This is a genomic window from Enterococcus sulfureus ATCC 49903 (assembly GCF_000407605.1).
GTDB lineage: Bacteria > Bacillota > Bacilli > Lactobacillales > Enterococcaceae > Enterococcus_G > Enterococcus_G sulfureus.
Window position 1 is genome coordinate 200,746 of sequence record NZ_ASWO01000001.1, and the last position, 20,962, is coordinate 221,707.

At 36.8% G+C, this 20,962-nt stretch carries 13 protein-coding genes; 2 read left to right on the top strand and 11 right to left on the bottom strand.

The annotated features are described in order from the left end of the window. Window positions 1–113 precede the first annotated feature (113 nt). From I573_RS01000 to I573_RS01015, 4 genes are all read right to left on the bottom strand, one after another. Window positions 114–980, bottom strand: a complete 867-nt coding sequence (locus I573_RS01000) for a glycoside hydrolase family 25 protein (RefSeq protein WP_016184695.1) — start codon at window positions 978–980, stop codon at window positions 114–116. 52 nt (window positions 981–1,032) lie between these two features. After that, window positions 1,033–1,245 carry a DUF2922 domain-containing protein gene (locus tag I573_RS01005; RefSeq protein WP_016184696.1) on the bottom strand — a complete coding sequence of 71 codons (213 nt, stop codon included), beginning with the start codon at window positions 1,243–1,245 and terminating at the stop codon, window positions 1,033–1,035. A 12-nt stretch (window positions 1,246–1,257) separates the two neighbouring features. After that, complete coding sequence (locus I573_RS01010; protein WP_016184697.1) at window positions 1,258–1,476, bottom strand: DUF1659 domain-containing protein; 219 nt, start codon at window positions 1,474–1,476, stop codon at window positions 1,258–1,260. Between the two features lie 74 nt (window positions 1,477–1,550). Beyond that, the gene (locus I573_RS01015; RefSeq protein ID WP_016184698.1) at window positions 1,551–2,030 is read right to left on the bottom strand and encodes a hypothetical protein; all 480 of its coding nucleotides are present in this window, start codon (window positions 2,028–2,030) and stop codon (window positions 1,551–1,553) included. Between the two features lie 194 nt (window positions 2,031–2,224). Here I573_RS01015 and I573_RS01020 point away from each other — a divergent pair, with 194 nt between their 5' ends. Continuing rightward, window positions 2,225–3,004 (top strand): competence protein ComK, encoded by a 780-nt coding sequence (locus I573_RS01020; protein ID WP_016184699.1) that lies wholly within the window; start codon window positions 2,225–2,227, stop codon window positions 3,002–3,004. Between the two features lie 181 nt (window positions 3,005–3,185). After that, complete coding sequence (locus tag I573_RS11260; protein WP_016252700.1) at window positions 3,186–4,808, top strand: LysM peptidoglycan-binding domain-containing protein; 1,623 nt, start codon at window positions 3,186–3,188, stop codon at window positions 4,806–4,808. Between the two features lie 685 nt (window positions 4,809–5,493). On the opposite strand, the gene I573_RS11430 is transcribed toward I573_RS11260, so the two are convergent. The 7 genes from I573_RS11430 to I573_RS01065 form a co-directional block, all read right to left on the bottom strand. Continuing rightward, on the bottom strand, window positions 5,494–5,664 hold the full coding sequence (locus I573_RS11430; protein WP_016184703.1) for a helix-turn-helix domain-containing protein: 171 nt from the start codon (window positions 5,662–5,664) through the stop codon (window positions 5,494–5,496). Between the two features lie 176 nt (window positions 5,665–5,840). Then, on the bottom strand, window positions 5,841–7,175 hold the full coding sequence (locus I573_RS01040) for a helix-turn-helix domain-containing protein (protein WP_016184704.1): 1,335 nt from the start codon (window positions 7,173–7,175) through the stop codon (window positions 5,841–5,843). A 146-nt stretch (window positions 7,176–7,321) separates the two neighbouring features. Then, on the bottom strand, window positions 7,322–7,642 hold the full coding sequence (locus I573_RS01045; protein WP_016184705.1) for a DMT family transporter: 321 nt from the start codon (window positions 7,640–7,642) through the stop codon (window positions 7,322–7,324). A gap of 139 nt (window positions 7,643–7,781) precedes the next feature. After that, window positions 7,782–8,378 (bottom strand): VanZ family protein, encoded by a 597-nt coding sequence (locus tag I573_RS01050; protein WP_016184706.1) that lies wholly within the window; start codon window positions 8,376–8,378, stop codon window positions 7,782–7,784. Window positions 8,379–8,507: 129 nt separating this feature from the next. Next, entirely contained in the window at window positions 8,508–18,323 is a 9,816-nt protein-coding gene (locus tag I573_RS11435) for a Cna B-type domain-containing protein (RefSeq protein WP_016252701.1), read from the bottom strand. Between the two features lie 429 nt (window positions 18,324–18,752). Beyond that, window positions 18,753–19,853 carry a UDP-galactopyranose mutase gene (glf, locus tag I573_RS01060; RefSeq protein WP_016184711.1) on the bottom strand — a complete coding sequence of 367 codons (1,101 nt, stop codon included), beginning with the start codon at window positions 19,851–19,853 and terminating at the stop codon, window positions 18,753–18,755. Between the two features lie 29 nt (window positions 19,854–19,882). After that, window positions 19,883–20,938, bottom strand: coding sequence for a GGDEF domain-containing protein (locus I573_RS01065; protein WP_016184712.1), 1,056 nt, complete (start codon window positions 20,936–20,938; stop codon window positions 19,883–19,885). Window positions 20,939–20,962: the final 24 nt, after the last annotated feature.

The window sequence follows — 20,962 nt, forward strand, 5'->3', positions numbered from 1 at the left end:
AACTGTACTTATTATTCATTAGAACTGTATCATCTTATGTTATAAAAAACAAGCGTTTCATTCTAAAAAAACCTAAAAAAAACGTACCCCAAAATGGAGTACGTTATCAGGATCTATAAAAACTGACCGTAACTCTTAAATGTCCCTAAAGCCAAATATCCTTTACTTCCATCTGCTCGAGGTTGTTCGCCCCATAGATAGCCTTCTTGTTCATAAATATTTTGAATTCGCACCAATGCATCTTTTGGTAACAACGTAATTTCTTTTGACGTCACAGTCGGCTTCGTTCTTAGATAAATCGGTGCTTGCAAGCGAAATGTTCGCATCTGGATCCCTTCCTTTTCGTTTTTTTCTTGTGTTGATACGGTGTTCGATACAATCGGTGTTGGACCAAATAACTGTTCGAACGTCCCGTTTGTCAAACGATTTAGATCAAGTGCTCCATCATAACCAGCTAAATGTCCAGTTGACGTATATTGATGAAGGTCATATCGTGTCGTAGCTGTTGGTAAGCTACCTTCAAAAATGCCTGTATTTCGTCCGTATGTCGGCATCCAGATGGCATCGAATTTCGTTGTATCTAAATTAAACTGGCTATAAAGATGATTGGCAATATACGCACCGACTTTTTTAGCGCCTAATTGTTTTAAGGTCTGACGATACACTTCACATCCTCTACGCATATCTGGCATGGAGTGTTCTTCTACATCGAGCCACCAAAAAACTGGATCAAATGCATGTGCGCGTTCATAAAAAGCTCGAGCTTCTGCCGCCATCTGTTCTTCTGAACCACCCCTTACCCACGCATAGACTGCACAAGGAATCTGATATTTTTGGAACGCATGCAAATGTTCTTTAAAAAAATCATCTTCTTTAGTTAGTCCATACTGTACCCGAATGATCACTCCCGTGACTTGTGGTGCTAATTGTGCCATATTGATTTGATCCGGTCGTTGCCATTCACTAATATCGATTATCATAGACTGCTCCTTTCAAAAAAATCCACGTGCACTCCACACGTGGATCCTACCGTTAAAATAACTCAGTTTCAATCGTTTCAACATATTTTGCGGCTTCCGCTTTTTGATACAATAAGATCCCATCTTTCGCAAAAAGATTTAAACTGGCTAGTTTATCTGCTGCAGCTTTTACCTCTTGTGCATTTAAAGTTTCAGATGCCACACTTGGACTCCATGAATGTTTTTTCCCTGCTTCGTTTAAGAACGTCACTTGTAATTTTTTCATCTATTCTTCCTCCTATTCGTTCGTGTCTTTCAAGATTTGGTATTCTACAACTTGATATGTCCCCTGGATATCTGCCTTTTCTTTGGCTAATTCGCCGACAACTTCTGCCAAGGTCAGTAATGCTTCATCTGATTGATCTGCTCGGACATTTGAAAAATTTTGCTTCACGATTTTTTGAGTATCTTGATCCGTCATTTCGATACGTACTCCCGTTTTCTCTGTTACTTTCATTGTCAATTCCTCCTTAGTGGTTGTTGTAAGTTGCGCGCCTTACACTCTTATAAACGAAACAACTCCTGAAAATGTCAAAAGAACTTTATAAATTCTTGAAATTTTTTTCGTAAGCTTTTTCGATAGTACCCACGCATCTGACGTGATAATTCATTTCCTCCTAATAAAGCATGTAATTTTTCTTGATCTTTGCTCACTAACGTGTAATAAAATTCTTCGATCAACAGTTTAGTATCTTCTTGGATCAAGACATCTTTAGCTAACACTGCAGCCCATTCTTCTGGCTGGAGTAACTCATGTCCTTGTTTTTGTTCTTTACGTCTTAAATCGACTAATGACCATTTCAATTTACGATACAGATAAGATAAAGGGTATTCCTGCTCAAATTGTTCCATTGAAAGAAAAGAGTCTACTAATTGAACGAGTACCAGTTTCAATTCTTGCTCCCAATCTTGATAAGAAGGATTTAGTAAAAAAATCCGATTATCAGATAACACTTTATAAATCAAACGCTCATATTTTTGAATGACTTCTTCTGCTAATGTTTGTTGCATATCGCCACGTCCTTATTTTGTTTCCTCGAGGTAATTCTAGTCTACAAAAAAGGGCGAAATAGGAGTTTACGTAAATTGATCAATTTCAGATCAAATTTCTTGTTGCCGCTTCCAATTTAATAAAAAGTATGCTATTAATATAAAATAACAACAAAAATATAACATTTAAAATGTGTCTGGAGGATTATTTTGCAATGACAGAAGTATACAATAAAAATACCGAATTGAATTTTGCGATTTCCTATAATAAGTTGAAAGAGCAACAGAGTTCATCTTGGATCAATGAAGAATGGCTAAAATGTTGTATTTCTTTATTGGAAATCACCCCGTATCTTGATTTTCGCTCTGAGATCGTCGCGTTGCTTCCTTATAAAAAACAAGAAACGATATGCACACTTGTCTTATTTAAAGATTATATTCAAGTTATCGATCAATCTAGCCTTATGGTCATCAATGCTTGGCTTCAATCTTTTAATCTAGATTATGAACATTACCGAGAACTTTATTTAAGTGCTCACCCCCATAAAACCTATACGATTCCAGTAAGCAATGGACATTTCAGCTTATTCCCACTAGAAAACATCCAACATTCTACTACGATTTGGTTAAATGCCGGTCAAATCGACGCTCTCGACAAGCAAAACTATCATACCCGTATCACACTTCATAATGGATTATTTCTGGATGTCACCAAACAGATCCCTTCATTAGAACAACATATCCTACGTGCTATTCATTGTTTATTACTCTTTAGACCCATTCAAGAACTTTCCAATACAATCATCACTCAACCAACCAATTTACTAGAGTACTTAAAACTCCCCTCAACTGTCATCACCCGAAAAGTAACACGTCTGCTTCCCTTTACTTTAAATGCTAAAGAAGAAAATCGCTTCCGATTAAATTATTTTGGGATGACACAAGAATATCAACGCTATTTAGAACAAAAGCAACAAAAATACCCGTTTCTATGATAATTTGTATCAATTTATGTCATATCTTACGAAATTGTTCGTTGCTTTTTTGCTAGAAATGTTACAAATAAAAGTCAAATGGACATTTTTTTAGCAAAAGATATCATTTCGGCTTATAATGGGTGAAGATTAAGAAATCTTAAAACTTATAAAGCTTGACTTAAGGAGTGATAAACCAGGTATGAAAAAACAATTGATTGCTACAATGGCTGCTACAACGCTTGGCGGAATTACCGTCGCATTAGAGAATCAAACTGTCCGTGCTGACGAAACAATTGATGTCAATCAGACGGCAACGACTCAAACCCTGACACATACGGTTCAAGCAGGTGATACCCTAAGTGACCTTGCTAAAACCTACAGCACCACTGTCGCGTCACTAGTTGAACAAAATTCAATTCAAAATCAAAATTTAATTATTGTGGGTCAAAAATTAGTAGTTGGTACTACTACCCAATCAACTATTGAAACAAGTACACCTACTGAAACCGCCAAAACAAAAATTTCGTATACTGTACAAGCCGGTGATACCGTTAGTGCGATTGCGAATCGATTTAACGTTAGCGTCAACGAAATTGGTCAATGGAATAAACTAGCTAATATTCATTTAATTTTTATTGGTCAAACATTGACGATCGAACAAAGCGCAGAAACTCCAGCTCCGGTGGAAACTCCGGCTGAAACGCCTGTCGCAGAAACTCCAGCTCCAGTGGAAACACCGGCTGAAACGCCTGTCGCGGAAACTCCGGCTCCAGTGGAAACTCCGGCTGAAACGCCTGTCGCGGAAACTCCGGCTCCAGTGGAAACTCCGGCTGAAACGCCTGTCGCGGAAACCCCAGCTCCAGTGGAAACACCGGCTGAAACGCCTGTCGCGGAAACTCCGGCTCCAGTGGAAACACCGGCTGAAACGCCTGTCGCAGAAACTCCGGCTCCGGTTGAAACACCTACTGAAACGCCTGTCGCAGAAACTCCGGCTCCGGTTGAAACACCTACTGAAACGCCTGTCGCGGAAACCCCAGCTCCGGTTGAAACACCTGCTGAAACGCCTGTGGCTGAAACTCCAGCTCCGGTTGAAACACCTACTGAAACGCCTGTTGCTGAAACTCCGGCTGAAACGCCTGTCGCGGAAACTCCAGCTCCGGTGGAAACACCGGCTGAAACTCCAGTGGCTGAAACTCCAAAACAAGAAAATGTTGCTGTTAATGGAATTTATACGGTTCAATCTGGTGAGACAATTGGCATGATCGCAGATAAAAATGGTGTCTCTGTGGATGATATCGTTTCTTGGAATAATTTAAGTAACGTCAATATGATTTTTGTCGGTCAAAAATTAACTGTTGTTGGGACTACAACCACAGCACCTAAAGAAGAAACAACTGTGGTCGTGACACCCTCAACACCGAATCAAGACAAACCAGTAATTATTGATACGAATACAAATACAAACACACCAACAAATACGGTTGTCTCAAGTGACGCTACGTTGAATGCGTTAAATGACTTGCGTGTATCAAAAGGCTTGAATCCTGTTGTTTGGGATGCTGATCTAGCTGCTACTGCAAATGCTCGTGCTTACACGATGGCAAATAACGGCTACAATATCCCAAATGACCACTGGCGCCGTGCAGACGAAGTAATCGCCTTTTACTACGCTCCTGGTGTTCAAGTGATCAATGCTTGGTATTATGAAACTAATATGATTACTGCAAGTGGTACTGGTCACCGTGATTGGGAATTAAATCCTAATATTACACGTGTAGGTTTTGGCTACAGTGGTAACGCAATTGTTGGACATTCAAGATAAAACAAAAAAAGAACAACACCTTTTGATCAAGGTGTTGTTCTTTTTTTATACTTTAAGAAATATATGAACTAAAATAATTGCATAGCAACTATTGTTTTAAATCAGCTCGCAGTAAATGAGACATTCGGGATAAAAATAAATCTAAATTTTCCTTTCGATGTGGATATGTATAAAGCATTTTTCTAACAAAGTAATCTTGACGTAAATCTAAAACTTTCATGCTATATGGGAATAATTGCAAATGAAAAGCAGTTTTCATAAGTAGTTCAATTAATCGTTCTCTTTTCTCGTATATAATTTTATCATAAAGTAGAGTGTGTACAATGTGTGTAAATCGCTCACGATTTGTTTCTTCATTTTCTCTATACTTAGACTTTAAAAATTTATCCATACGATTAAATGTAATCTTTTCTCCAATATGACTAGTTCCTCTGACCCTACATTGTAATTGTCACATCAAAGCAAAAACATGAATATTATTAAATAATTCCGCTTCAAAAGGATAACTTGAAAATTTAAATTCGGAATAGTCAATATTTTTTATTTTTTTTAATTTTGAAGCTCCACCTAAAGCAATGATTATATTATAAATTTCTTCTTGATCTGTTTTGAACGAACTTACTATGTATGAGAATAAAAATACAATTTCTTTCAGTGCATAAACGTTATAATAAGTGCCATTATACTAATATTCTTTGTATAATTCATTGATTTCTTCTGTATATCGTTTCAAAGTTGAATTTGATAAGTTTAGCTCATTTATCAAGAATTCTGTATCCACTTCTCCCCGATTGATGTAAAGATATTCTGCTAATTGAATCTTTTTTTCAATAAATGGTTCGATAAATTTCAACATTTCATATTCCTCCTGCACTTCATTGTAAAACACTGCTTATTTTATTACAAACTATTTACATTTCATTTTTCATTTAAATTTATTTAAAATAAATGCTATTTTACTTAATATTATTAGCAAAAAACAGAATGCGCTCTTCATAACTACTTTGAAGAAGGCATTCTGTTTTATTTCGATCAAGCTGGGTAGCTCAGCTTATGTGTTGTCCGTTCCCTTAGCCAAACACTAAATTGTAAAAATTCGGTTAGTGTTAGATAATCGCTAATGATGTATTGCTTGTCTGTGGGATACGTCTCAAAAACTTCGTTAGTCAATAAAATAATATCTTGATGTGTATCCAATAACTCGAGATCTTTTAGCTTTTTGATTACGAAAGGTTCTGAAAAGAATTGGCGCAATGGTCCTAATTCTTTCACAAGAAAATCTGCGTGTTTTTCTCCTAAAGTAGAATGGACATATAAATGAAACCCATATTGCTGTTCAAACGTTAAAATATTTTCGGATACTAAAAAATAAATGATGCTGATTTCACGTTGAAACAAATCGACGTTTAATAATTGAGACATTTGCTTCATAAACGGTTCGATCATAGCCCGACGATGTGGATGCGTATGATACATTTTTCTAACAAAAAAATCTTGACGTAAATCAAAAATCCTCATTTTATAAGGAAATAGTTTTAAATGAAAATTGGTTTTGATAAACAATTGAATCAATAGTTCACGTTTCTCATACGAAACTGTATCATGACACATCGTATGTACGACATGTGAAAAACGTTGATGTGCTTCTAGCTCATTTTCTTCATACGCATTACGTAAAAGATTCGTGACGACATCGACACTTACTATCTCTTCTACACCTATTTTTTGATTGAATTGAAATTGACGTAGTAATGAGAACAAATATAAATGTTCGAAAAATTTTTCTTCAAACTGATAATTCGAAAATTTATAAAATGTAAAATCGAATGTTTCTAATTCAGCCAATTGTGCTTGACCGCCGAACTCACTCACTAATTCTTTAAGTTCGTTTGTATCTAGTCCAAATGAACTTGCTAGATAAGCAAATAACATGATTTCTTCTTGTTCATTTTTGCCTTTGATCCAATATCCATTGTCTTGGAGAATCTCCATATTGAAATGACGTAGGTCGCCTTTGATCTGCCCTAAAACTCTGGCAAAGGTAGCAGGAGCCATCAACGTTTTCTTTCGATAAAATTCACTAGACTCACCTGGATAAAATACTAAATGCCTCAATAACGCTAACTTTGCGGACTGTTGGACGAGAAAACGAATGATTTTATTTAATGCATACACATTGTAATGAATCCCATTCACGTATTCTGCTTGATATAATTCTTCAATTTCTTGTACGTATCGTTTAAACGTGGAATTCGATAATTCTAAATCTTTTTGCATGTAAACTGGATCGATTTCACCACGTTGAACATATAAATACTCTGCAATTTGAATTTTTTTGGAGATCGACGCTTCAACAAACTGTAACATATAGATCACTCCTTTGATAAAAACAAAACAACTATTATGTAATATGTTTTATTTTATACCATTAAGCAGTCATAATGTGACTGAAAACACTTTAAATAAAGCGCGTTTTTTATATCGATTTATGAAAAAAAAGAGCCTTTCCTATTCTAATGCTTACTTGTGACCTTGATTCCAATGATTCCGATAATCAATAGTCCAACAAAAAACCATGTAGCAAGCGATAATTTTTCTTTATACAGCCAAACACCGACTAAAATCGACCCCACAGCACCGACACCCGTCCAAATCGGATAAGCTAGATTCATCGGTAACGTTTTTAATGCTCGTGCTAAAAAGTAAAAACTTGCCACCATTCCAACCACAGTCGCGATACTAAATCCTAATTTCGAAAATCCATCACTTGCTTTCATTAACGTCGCCCATACTACTTCAAATACTCCTGCGATTACTAAATAGATCCATGCCATGTCTTTTTCCTCCTCAAAATAAAAAGAGCCTATTCTATTCCTCCAAAGACCTATGGGAATAGAGTAGACTCTTCGCTACCCGGTAGTAGCTTTTTATAGTTGTATGTTTACAGCCTAGATTCTAGCACACCTAATTTCTTCAGGCAACTTTTTTAGGATGTTGAATTCTACGATATCCTAACCATTTCACTAAACTATAGCCAATTGTACACCCGATAAAATTCAGCAAAATGTCACTAAACGCAAATGTTCCAACATAAAACACATATTGTAAGGTTTCAATACCTAAAATCGTGAAAAAAGCGATTACGACAAATTCCCACGGTTTTGCTTTGAATGCATATAGACCACCTAACGGAACAAAATATAATGTATTTAATACAGCTTCCATGATTGTACGTTTATCTCGAACTACAAAATCAAATAAATCAAACGAATAGGAATGATAATTACTTGCTTTTCCAAACAACACTACAAAAAGTAAAAATAAATAAATGCTATACACTAAATATAAATAGATTGCAGAAAAATAACGATATTCCCATTGTAAGAAAAATAAAAAAGCACTTAAGAAGAAAAAGAATAACAGCGTCTCTTGCGTATACGCAAATCGATCCATCGCATGTGCTAATCTTGGATAACTTACTAAAGTAGGATAAGCTAAATAATGAATAACGATAATAGATCCTACTATTGATGCAATCAGGTATATTGCCAAACGGAGTAAGCGAAACATAAAGGACCTCCTTTTTATTAGATAACTTTAGCGTATCATAGTTTAAAAACACCGACCAGTTTAGAATGTAAATTTTCAAGAAAATTAAAAAACATCTTCTCTTATAGTCTAGAGAAGATGTTTTTCATATTACTGTTGTTGACGTTTATAGAATAGTACACTCCAAATCGTCAATGCAATCGCTACAATAACCATTCCAATAATCATTAAGAAACGTTGTGTTTGTTCATTTGCTTGCGGTAACGTCTTCGCAGCATATGGGTTTACTGAAGAATTATTTTCTAACAATGAAGATGAAGTTATCCAATTTGAATCTGTTGATCCAGATTCATTTTGAGATACTTTTTCATTAGGAATAGATGGTACGACTGGTATGGTTGGTTCTGTTGGTTCTGTTGGTTCTGTTGGTTCTGTTGGTTCTGTTGGTTCTGTTGGTTCTGTTGGTTCTGTTGGTTCTGTTGGTTCTGTTGGTTCTGTTGGTTCTGTTGGTTCTGTTGGTTCTGTTGGTTCTGTTGGTTCTGTTGGTTCTGTTGGTTCTGTTGGTTCTGTTGGTTCTGTTGGTTCTGTTGGTTCAAGTTTAACGAAACCAAAGTCTAAGGTGTTATCGACTTGACCATTTTTTGTCAATTCTTTAGAAGTTGCAATCCAAGTTGAGGAATTTTCTTCACGTGTTCCTTGACCTTCAATCGTTGGCTCCAAGTTTGCTAAAGCGTCTTTTGATGCTTCTTTATCGATACTTACTTGGTATTGACCAGCTGGTAAACGATCAAAATGATAATATCCATTTTTATCTGTTTTCGTTGGTTGAACAAGATTTCCATCGATATCTTTGACAGGTTTTCCGTCCATATCAGTCAGAATCAGCACAACATCTGCGATTCCTGGTTCACCTTTATCTTGTTTACCATTTTTGTCTTCATCTAACCAGACAAAATCGCCCACGCTAACTTCGATTGGTTTTGTTGGTTTCTCTGTTTCACTTGAATCTGTTGATTCGCTCGTGCTTGTTGATTCACTTGAGCTTGTTGATTCACTTGAGCTTGTCGTTTCACTTGAGCTTGTCGTTTCACTTGAGCTTGTCGTTTCACTTGAGCTTGTCGTTTCACTTGAGCTTGTCGTTTCACTTGAGCTTGTCGTTTCACTTGAGCTTGTCGTTTCACTTGAGCTTGTCGTTTCACTTGAGCTTGTTGGTTTATCACTTTCATTTGGCTCATCTTTTTCAACTTTAACGAAACCAAAATCCAATGTGTTATCGACTTGACCATCTTTAGTCAAGTTTTCTGAAGTCGCGATCCAAGTTGAGGAGTCTTCTTCACGTGTTCCTTGACCTTCAATCGTTGGCTCCAAGTTTGCTAAAGCGTCTTTTGATGCTTCTTTATCGATACTTACTTGGTATTGACCAGCTGGTAAACGATCAAAATGATAATAGCCATTTTTATCCGTTTTCGTTGGTTGAACAAGATTTCCATCGGTATCTTTAACTGGGTTTCCGTCCATATCAGTAAGAATTAGCACAACATCTGCGATTCCTGGTTCACCTTTATCTTGTTTACCATTTTTGTTTTCATCTAACCAAACAAAATCTCCCACGCTAACTTCGATTGGTTTTGTTGGTTTCTCTGTTTCACTTGAATCTGTTGATTCGCTCGTGCTTGTTGACTCGCTTGAATTCGTTGATCCAGTTGAGCTTGTTGATTCACTTGAGCTTGTTGGTTCGCTTGAGCTTGTCGTTTCGCTTGAGCTTGTTGTCTCGCTTGAGCTTGTTGTCTCGCTTGAGCTTGTTGTCTCGCTTGAGCTTGTTGTCTCGCTTGAATTCGTTGGTTCACTTGAGCTTGTTGATTCGCTTGAGCTTGTTGTTTCACTTGAACTTGTTGTTTCACTTGAACTTGTTGTCTCAGTTGAACTTGTTGTCTCAGTTGAACTTGTTGTCTCAGTTGAACTTGTTGTCTCAGTTGAACTTGTTGTCTCAGTTGAACTTGTTGTCTCAGTTGAACTTGTTGTCTCAGTTGAACTTGTTGTCTCAGTTGAACTTGTTGTCTCGCTTGAACTTGTTGATTCACTTGAGCTTGTTGTCTCGCTTGAGCTTGTTGTCTCGCTTGAGCTTGTTGTCTCGCTTGAGCTTGTTGTCTCGCTTGAGCTTGTTGTTTCACTTGGGCTTGTTGTCTCGCTTGAATTCGTTGGTTCGCTTGAATTCGTTGTTTCACTTGAGCTTGTTGATTCACTTGTACTTGTTGATTCACTTGAGCTTGTTGGTTTATCACTTTCATTTGGCTCATCTTTTTCAACTTTAACGAAACCAAAATCCAATGTGTTATCGACTTGACCATCTTTAGTCAAGTTTTCTGAAGTCGCGATCCAAGTTGAGGAGTCTTCTTCACGTGTTCCTTGACCTTCAATCGTTGGCTCCAAGTTTGCTAAAGCGTCTTTTGATGCTTCTTTATCGATACTTACTTGGTATTGACCAGCTGGTAAGTGGTCAAAATGGTAATACCCATTTTTATCTGTTTTCGTTGGTTGAACAAGATTTCCATCGATATCTTTGACAGGTTTGCCATTCATATCAGTCAGAATCAGCACAACATCTGCGATTCCTGGTTCACCTTTATCTTGTTTACCATTTTTGTCTTCATCTAACCAAACAAAATCGCCCACACTAACTTCGATTACTTTGTGTGTATTGGTAATCATGTTGCCATCGATTGTCGTTGTATATCCTTTTACAGCTTCTTCTGTTACAGCATAATGAATCATTTTACCATCGCGATACGTTGGTAGATTTTTAAATTCTGTTTGCCAATTCTCTTCCGCGGTTACTTTACGTGTTTGCACTTCTTTATCATCTGCAAGTAAATGGATCGTGATCATTTCTGGACGAATCTGATCTAGATCATCACGGTCATCCCAAATTTTTACAACTGGTACTGAAGTTGTCTTTGGAATATGTGTATTCGTGATCGTTGTGCCATCGACTGTCATTTCGTATCCTTCAACAGCCACTTCGCTTAGCGTATACTCGATTACTTGACCAGCTTCATATTTAGGTAAATCTGTAAAGGTCGTTTTCCACTCTTCATCAGCTGTTACTTTTTGTGTAGCCACTTTTTGCCCATTTGCTAGCAACTCGATCTCGATACTTTCTGGACGAAGACCATCTTGATCATTTTCGTCTTCCCAAACTTTGGTTGCATCGACTTTCGTCATTTCTGGAACATGCGTATTCGTGATTGTTGTGCCGTCAATTGAACTTTCGTAAGAAGATACTGCTTCTTCTTTAATGGTGTAAGTAATTTCTTTGCCATCTTTGTATTTAGCTAACCCTTGAAGAACGGTTTTCCATTGCTCTTCTGCGGTTAAAGTTACTTGACCGATTTCCTCTTTATCACTAAATACCGTAACTAGGATTTTCTCAGGACGTAGCCCGTCTTGATTATTTTGATCATCCCAAGTTTTCACGATGGGTAGATCGATCGTTTCAGCATTATGTGTATTGGTGATGATCGTTCCTTCAATTGCTTGCGTGTAATCTTTGACTTCATCTTCAGTTACAGAATAGGTGATCAATTGACCATCTTTATATTCTGGAAGGTCTGTAAATGCAGTTTTCCACTCTTCTTTTTCAGTCAATTTACGAGAATCGATTTCCTCGCCATTAGCCAATAAATGAATCGTGATCTCAGATGGACGTTTGCCGTCTTGATCGTTCTGATCATTCCATTGTTTTTCTACATCAACAGTTTTTAGACTTGGACTATGTGTATTCGTAATCGTAAATCCATCGATTGTCGTCTCATATCCTTCAACAGCTTTTTCTTTAATCGAGTAACTGATTTCTTTCCCATTTTCTTTTTTAGGAAGATCTTTAAAAGTTGCTTGCCAGTTATCTTCTTGAGTTATCTGTTTAGTCGCAACTTTTTCATCATTGCCATACAATTCTACTTGAATATTTTCAGGGCGAAGACCATCTTGATTATTGGCATCATTCCAATTTTTAGTAACGTTGACCTCAGTCGTTTCTGGAACATGAGTATTTGTAATCGTTGTGCCCTCAACTGTTGCTGTATAACCTGGAACTTCTGTCACTTCTTTTGCAGTATAGTCGATCTCTTTAGCTGCTTCGTATTTTGGTAAATCAGTAAATGTTGCTTTCCAATCGGTTTTTGCTGTTACAGTTTGTTTCCCAACAGAAACATTGTTTGCAAACAGCTCTACTTCAACTTCTTCAGGACGAATACCGTCTTGATCTTTTGCATCGTGCCAAACTTTTGTCACATCCACACTAGTTGTTTCAGGAGTGTGCGTATTGGTGATCGTTGTGCCATCGATTGTAGTCGTATATGCTTTAGTTTCAGTGATTTCTTTGATCGTATACTTGATTTCTTTATCTTTTGCGGAACGTTTTTCAAAGCCAGTAAATGTTGTTTTCCAATCATCTGCTGCTGTGATTTCTTTTGTTGCTACTTGCTCTCCATCGGCAAACAAGGCAACCTCGATTTTAGCTGGACGTTTGCCATCTTGGTTATTGGCATCTTCCCAAACTTTTGTTACTGGGATATCGATCGTTTCTACATTATGTGTATTCGTGATCGTTGTGCCATTGATCGCTGTTGTATACTGAGGAACTTTATCTTCTTTTACAGTATATTGAATATCCTGTCCATTTTCTTTTGCATCTAAATCGGTAAATGCAAACGTCCAATTGTTTTCTTTTGTAACCACTTGTGAAGCAACTTCTTTTTCACCCTTCATCAAGCGGACCGTGATCGAGTCTGGACGTAAACTGTCTTGATCGTCTTTATCTTGCCAAATTTTAGTTCCTTCAACACTCGTTTTTTCTACGTCATGTGTATTCGTCAACTCAAATGTAATGTCATTCTTTTCTACTTTAGAGGTAACACTTGGCGTATACCCGTCCACTGCATCTTCTACGATACTGTACTCGATGATTTCTCCAGCAGCTTTTTTAGGTAAATTCTCTACTGTCACTTGCCAGTTGTTCTCACTAGATAATACGTGTGTTTGATCGGCTAATTTTTGACCATTTGCTAAAATATGAACGGTTACTTGATTTTTTCTTAACCCATCTTGGTTATTCGCATCATGCCACGTTTTGGCAATCGCTAATTTTGTAGTTTCTGGTGTATGGGTGTTCGTAATCGTTGTCCCGTCGATTGTGCTAGTGTAATCTGCTACAGGTTGTTCGGGTAACGTGTACTTGATTTCTTTCCCATTTTCATATTTTGCTAAGTTTTTAACTGTTGTTTGCCAGTCTTGATCAGCCGTCACTTCGATCGTTTTGACTAATGTATCATTTGCAAGTACGTCGACTTTAACCATTTCTGGACGAAGACCATCTTGATTATCGGCGTCTTTCCAAATTTTAGTAACAGGCACTTCTATCGTTTCAGGAATATGCGTATTGGTGATCGTCATCCCCTCGATAGTCGTTTCATATCCTGCTACACTTGTTTCTTTCAGTGTATACGTGATCTCTTTACCTTGCTCGTTTACTGGTAAATTTTTAAAACTTGCTGTCCAATTTTGGTCTGCTGTAACGACTTGTTCCGCAACTTGTTTGTTATTAGCTAATAATTGAATATTGATTTTATCCGGTCGGATTCCATCTTGATTATCGGCATCTTTCCAAATTTTAGTTGCTTCAAGTGTTTTCGTATCAATAGCATGTGTATTGGTTAGTACCGTCGTCATAGTCTCTGTATTTAATTCAGTATTTACTGTGTAGCCATCTGCAACCGCTACTTCTCTAAATTCATAGATATTTTGGTCTGTCCCATCATGACTTGGTAAATCCTTGATCGTTAACTTCCAGTCATTTTCTTTATCCAACGTATATGTTTCTATAATTTGCTCACTATCGTTCGATTTTTTATCATGATATTTCACTAATTGTACTTGGATTTTTGTTGGACGAATTCCATCTTGATCATCGCGATCGTCCCATTGTTTGATGACACTTGCAGCAATTTTTTGCTGTGTATTGGCCACTTCTTTGACGATCACGTTTTCTTGTTTATTCGCATATTTTTTATTGACATCCACTTTAAATGGTTCACCTGCAGTGTAGCCGATCGGCGCAGTAGTTTCTTTTACTGTATATTCACGTAAGGGGAGATTACTGATGCTTACTTCCCCATTTTTAGTGGTATACGTCCCAAATAACGTTGGGTTGTCATTTAACATATAATACAAGTCAAATGTTGCTTCATTTCCCCCTTTGATGAGCTCGTTTGAAGCACTATCCACTTTTTTCAGGTGCAATACGCCTTTTTTAGGATCCATTTGTCCATCGATACTTGCAAATGCTGTTGCAGTAATTTCTGAACTCTCGATTTCTTTTTTTTCAAAATTTGAACCCTCTAACGAAACAGTATTTGAAATTTGTCCATCTTTTGTTAAAACGACTGTGGCATAACTCAGTACTACATGTTTTGTTAATGGATTTTCAAATTCCAATACTAATGTTTGATTTTCTGTAGTCAGTGTATAATCGGTACCTAGTTCGAATTCCTTACCCGTTTCTTGATCTTTCACTACTAAAGAATCTTGTTTATAGACATGACCGTCACTGATCGTATCTGTTATGACTGCATTATTGATAACGGATAAACTATTGTTCACGTCAACTGTCCAAGTGATTTCATCACCGGTATAGGCTTGATTATTTTCAGCATTTGATGTTTTCGTTAAAAATTGTTCTGAGCGATCATATTTGATTGTACTCGTGTAAGAAGACGTTTTGCCATTTGCGATTAAGCTAGCTTTATTGGTGTACTCAGCTAATGATCGTTCTGGAACCGTCGCAGTATACGTAATCAAATACGGTTTTTCAACTGTGTCGTTAAACTCGATCGTCAGCGTATTGCCTTTTTCAGAGATTTCAGGTGTTTTAAAGCCCGTTGTCACTTGGTTGCCTTTTGTTACTTCTCCATCTTTGTTGACAATATATTCATAGACTTGGACATTTTCGATTTTCCCATCAAAACCTAACGTATCTGTAAATTGTACATTAGACCCTAAGTTTTGACGTTGATAGTTGGTATACACTTCATAGTTGATTTTACGATCAGAAGCATCTTTTAAATCAGTTGCAAATGTTCCCGATTTATAGCCACCGTTCCAAGAGTCTTCTCTTACTACTTGTGTAGCTTTAGCTTCTTTGTCAGATGTAAAATCAATTCCTGATTTTGTTTTACCAGCAAATGTTGCAAGATTGGTATACTTATTTTTGCCTGTTGGTTCGCTTGTTTGAGAATCTGCAGCTACCTTATTGGGATCAAATGAAGTCTTATAAGTGATCACTAACTTTTCATTTAATAGATTACTTGGACTAAATTCATTAAAGTTTAAAACAAAGCCATCCATAACCCGTGAGAGTTCATAAGCAGTATAGACTTTTCCGCCTTTTGTTACTGTCAAATCATTAGGTGAAAAAACTTGGCCTTTATCTACAAACGAATCTGTAATCGTCAGTGATTGCATCGCTTCACGTGTCGGATCGACTGTAATTTCCCAACCGATTGTTTGGTTCTCATAATCAATACCCGTTGCTCTTTTGGTAAATTGATTTTCTACAATGCCCACGCCTTGACTTGCTGTAGCGGTCTCCGTACCGATCCCTTCTCCTGAGATGGTTGCTTCATTCGTAAACGTTCCTTGACTAAAATCAGTGATTTCTGTTTCATACTCGATGGTTACTTTTTTTGTGCCCACCTTTTTTAAATTGATTGGAAACTGAGATTTTGTTGCATCTTTTTCCCCTTCGACTTTAACTAAAATATCTCCAGTCAACTTCAAGCCATTAGGAATCTTATCTTGGATCATTACATCTTTTAAATTTTGTTTTGCGGCATTGATCGTTAATGTCCAATGAATTTTTTTCGTATCGTAATCGACTGTCGCGTTTCCAAATTTGGTCAACAACGGTGAACGATTGATGTCTACCGTCGCTTTGGCATTATTGATCGCTGTTTGACCATCTGATAGCGTTGCTTGATTTTCAAAGCGATTGTTTTGTTGATAGACGCCATTATTTATCTGACTATAATCCACTTTTGTACGATAAGTAACGGTATAAATATCATTTTCTTCAATTTTACCTAATACTAATTTAGTTGGAAATTGATTGTTTTTACTCGAAACCGTAACCGGTTCTGTATTGTTTTTCGTAATCACTAAAGAATCTTTGACAAGCGTATTCCCCGCAGGTAACGTATCGCTTAAAATGGCATTCGTAACGCCACTACCATTACGGTTTAGGGTCAATGTCCATTCGATAATATCCTCAGTTCCATCTACTTGTTTTCCAGATTTTTCTAAAGTATCCGTACGTGTCAACTTGTCGATCGTCGATTTTACAGGAGCAGAAGTTTCTCCATTTGCTGTCACGGTTACTTGATTTTCAAATGTTGTTTTTGTACGATCATCGATCGCTGTTTCATATTGGATTCGATAGCCCGCGTACCCTTTTACGTCAGGTAAGGTGAGGTCAAATCCTTGTGCTGTATTTTTTTTCGGGGTGATCTTGATCGCTTGCCCTTCACGAACAGTCCCATCGCCACCAATAGTTAGTGGAATGACTACAAATGAAGTAGCGGCTTGTACACCAGCGGGTAATACATCTTTTATCGTTGGACTATTTACAGTAGCTGCACTTGAGTTCAGGTAGTCGATCGTCCACTTTAGATTACGTGCATTTTCCTGGCGATCGGCTTCTCCTTTTTTAGTTAACTCTGTAATCGTCGTACTAGGCTTCATCGCAATCGTCAATGTCTTATCTTGCGTATCGTGAAACGGTACTTCTTGTAACGCTTGTTCCTTAAATTTTGATTCATCGAATTCTAACTGTAATGTAAAGGTTCCATTTTTAATGTCATTTTCTTGTGCTTCTTCATTAAAGGTCAATGTCAATAATCCATTTTTTACGATATACGTCCCAACTTGAATGCCATCTACAATAACGGGTTGTACTGGAGTAGTCACTTGTTTGAACACATCCGGCAATTGATAGCTTGCGGTGTCGTTATTCACAACACCATCTTTTTGGTTTTCCGTATCCCAAGTTAAGGTTAATGCCACTTTAGAGTTTGATGTAACTTCAATCGTTGTCTCGGAGGAAACATCTTTATCGTCAATTTTCAAACTATCAAACGTAAATACATTTTCCAGTTCTTTAGGGTCACGCATGCTTGCAGATTGGACACGTGGTTGTGTTGCTTTTGATGTACTGCTTGATGTACTGCTTTCTTCTGTCGCACTTGTTGAACTAACTGTACTTTCAGGATCAGGGTCAGCTTCAGCATCTTCTTTTGGTGTAGTTTCCGTAGATGCTTGTGCACTCGTTTGACTTTCACGTGTCGTGCTTTGAACAGTTGCACTTGAGTTTGTTGTAGTACTTGAAGTCGCAACTGCATTAGAACTTGTAACACGACTTGAATCAGTTGCGACACTAGAAGCTGTAGATTCCGTAGTCACTGTTTTACTTTGATAAGGTGCACTTAAGGTCACTTCACTTACTTTAGTGTTACTTGTCAACGTAAATTTTCGATCAGGTACACGATTTGGATCCATAGTAAACGTCACGACGATTTCATTTTTAGTCGTTTTTGGTACCACTACTTGAAGTGTCGTGTTGCTTGGTTGCGTAATCGTGCCAGTTTCACTTTTGGCTGTCATGGCCGTGTTCGCCTCTAAATCTACTGTTTCATCTGTTTCTGTAGTGTTTGCGAGTGCTAAAACAGCTTTGATCTGTACTTCATTTTCTGTTTGTCCACTTTCTGTTAAGCTTTTGACAGTTACAACTGCGTTATCTTTTGTTTCCTCGACACCCTCGGCAACAACTGTTAAAGTCGGGACCAATGATTGTAACGCTAACACGATTAGTGCAAGCCAAACAGATACCTTACGTGTCTTTGTTGAATGCAATTCCATATAACTTCCTCCGATAAATATAAAATTATTGCCTGTTCTTTTTACAAAATAAAAGATCATCTATTGTTCTTCTATTTTGTAAAAAGAAAACTAAATCACAGATTTATAAGTCGTTCTGCTTTGACAATGACCAAATCGTAGCATGGAATAGCCAAAAACTAAGACACAAAAAATTCACAATTCTTTATTTTCACATACAGATTTGTGAATCGATTTTTTATAGTGTTATTTTATTCTAAATAAAAAACAATGAATATCTTATATTATCAAGTTCATCGATGATTTTAGCATAGACTTTAAACGTGCTATTTTTTTATTATATTTTTTGTTATTTTAAACTAATTTTTTGACTTTCAAAATTTATTTTTGATAGTTTTTTCTTATTGACACAAAAAAATAGACCTCGTAGCATTTACGAGATCTGTTTTTTTATTTAAATTTTCGTGCACAATGCAACGCTTGATGAATAATTTGATCCATATCACAATAACGATATAATCCTAATCTTCCACCAAATGTCACATGGGTTTGCTCTTTCGTTAAGTCAAAATATTGTTTAAACCGTACGGTATTTTCCTGATCATTGACAGGATAATACGCTTCTTGTCCAGGAGTCCATTCTAGTGGATATTCTTTTGTGAGTACAGATTGCCTTTGCGTTCCAAATTCAAAATGTTTATGTTCAATGATTCGCGTATAGGGAACACTGGAATCGGTATAATTGACCACTGCATTTCCTTGCACATTCTCACAATCTACTAGGTCATGTTCAAAGCGCAAAGAACGATATGCTAATGGGCCATATCGATAATTAAAGTACTGATCGATCATCCCGCTAAAAATAATATGATCTGCAGCAGCTTCAAGTTCTGCTTTTTGCGCAAAAAAATCCGTATTTAATTCGACTGTAATATTGGAATGATCCAACATGTTTTCGATCATTTTCGTATAGCCACCAATTGGGATCCCTTGATACAAATCATCAAAATAATTGTTGTCATACGTAAAGCGAACAGGCAACCGGCGAATAATAAATGCCGGCAATTGTGTACACGGTCTTCCCCATTGCTTTTGTGTATAACCCTTGATCAAACGCTCATAGATATCTGTTCCCACTAACGAGATCGCTTGTTCTTCTAAATTGGCTGGCTTTTTATTCCTTAAATGTGCCCGCTGCTCGTCGATCTTTGCTTTTGCTTCATCTGGCGTCACAACGCCCCACAATCGATTAAAGGTATTCATATTAAACGGCAAATTATAAAGCTCTCCACGATAATTCGCTATTGGCATATTGGTGTAACGATTAAATTCAGCAAACTGTTGCACATATTTCCAGATTTCTTGATTCGACGTATGAAAAATATGTGCACCATATTGATGCACCTGTATCCCCGCTATCTCTTTGGTATAAATATTTCCTGCAATATGATCGCGTTTTTCGACGATCGTCACATGATGACCGTTTTGAGCAAGCTCATGCGCGACGACAGATCCAAATAATCCTGCACCAACAATCAGAATGTTCATCATTTCACTCTCCAAACGAATTAAAATTTTAATTACGCCGTACGTATAGTATTTCTACCAGCATCTTTTGCTATATACATAGCTTTATCTGCACGTTGAATAATTTCTGCTACAGGTACTGTTTTCATACACTCTGTCACACCCACTGAAATCGTGATCGGCCATTGGTTGCCTTTAGAATCTAGCAAACCACTATCCATTGCAGCAATACTTATTCGTAATTCTTCTAACTCTAAAGTCGCTTGTTCAATCGTTTTCTCCTGAATCAAACAAATAAATTCTTCACCACCCATACGATAAATACAAGAATGGTTAGACGTAAACTGTTTAAATTTTGTCGTTACTTTTTTTAATACCTCATCACCAGCTAAATGTCCAAAATTTGTATTCACTTCTTTGAAAAAATCAATGTCGATCACTGCCAGATACAATGATTCTTCTTTTTGGATCCTTCTCTGATAATCCGCGTAAAATTTACGATTATTCGGTAAGGTTGTTAAATAATCAATTTCCGCTCTCTTTTTTAGCTCATTGATTCGTTTTAAAATAAATAGCAGGACAGTCATCATCGCGATCCCTGTTACAACCAGTTGAAAATAAGTCCCAACGTTGCGAAAAAGCACATGATCAAACAATAGATTCACTATGATTCGGATAACGACTGAATAGAAAATTAGTAGGACCAACTGAAGCACGTCACGTGAAATGTAACATTTTATCCACTTGAATACTGGATAAATGGAAATTAAAAAAAACAAGCTAAAAGTAAATGAACTAAAAGCTGTAGCATCGAATCCCCATAAAAAGCGAATCAATGCAATAAAAAAAATACTAGGCAAGGTTACTTTTGGGCCTAAATATTTAATGCAAAAAATATATAGTAAAAAACGATAATCGTATAATATTCCGTCGACTACAACGGAATACAGCATCAAAAAAATACCTACAGTCGTGACATAGCAAATATAAAAAATTGTTTCCAAATTAAACTTCTTCACTGGAATGCTATTTCCTTGTCGAATAAAAAAGAGGAGTAAAATAGCTAGAAGCAAGATTGCCATATTTGCTAAAATAGCTGTTGTTAACATCTCGATTTCCTTTCTATTTTTCTC